Source organism: Pseudomonas sp. GM33 (genome assembly GCF_000282295.1).
GTDB classification, from domain to species: domain Bacteria; phylum Pseudomonadota; class Gammaproteobacteria; order Pseudomonadales; family Pseudomonadaceae; genus Aquipseudomonas; species Aquipseudomonas laurylsulfatiphila.
The window spans coordinates 1-575 of record NZ_AKJO01000175.1; the positions used below are offsets into that span (position 1 = coordinate 1).

Here is a 575-nt window from a genome sequence, read left to right on the forward strand (position 1 = left end):
ATCTGGTCAACGTCCAGTGCAGCGGCAACGCGCGGCAGGATGTTTTTGCCGTTGGAAGTGGCGGCAGCCAGGATGTGGCTGTAGCCCTTGCCCAATTCAGCAACCAGAGGAGCGACGTTTTCCGGCAGCTGATGCGCGTAAGCGGCATTGTCAGCGTTCAGGACTTTGCTCACGCCAGCGATTTTCGCAGCGGCTTCAGCCACGGCGCCAGCGCCCTGCCCTGCAACCAGCACGTGGATGTCACCACCGATTTTGGCAGCGGCAGCAGCGGTGTTCAGCGTGGCCGGGGCCAGCACTTTGTTGTCCTGCTGGTCGGTTGAATAGTCAGCAATAACCAGGATCGTCATTCAGATCACCTTCGCTTCATTCTTGAGTTTTTCCACCAGTTCAGCCACCGACTTGACCTTGATACCCGCGCTGCGTGCAGCAGGCGCTTCGACTTTCAGGGTCTTGTTGGTGGAGGCGGTGGAAACGCCCAAAGCGTCCGGAGTCAGCACTTCGAGAGGCTTCTTCTTGGCTTTCATGATGTTTGGCAGGGACGCATAACGCGGCTCGTTCAAACGCAGGTCGGTGGT

Annotated in this window: 2 pseudogenes; both read right to left on the bottom strand. The window is 58.4% G+C overall.

The window, feature by feature from the left end:
- Positions 1–347: pseudogene (locus PMI26_RS03730) on the bottom strand (electron transfer flavoprotein subunit alpha/FixB family protein); the annotation flags it as partial.
- Positions 348–575 (bottom strand): annotated as a pseudogene (locus tag PMI26_RS03725) (electron transfer flavoprotein subunit beta/FixA family protein); the annotation flags it as partial.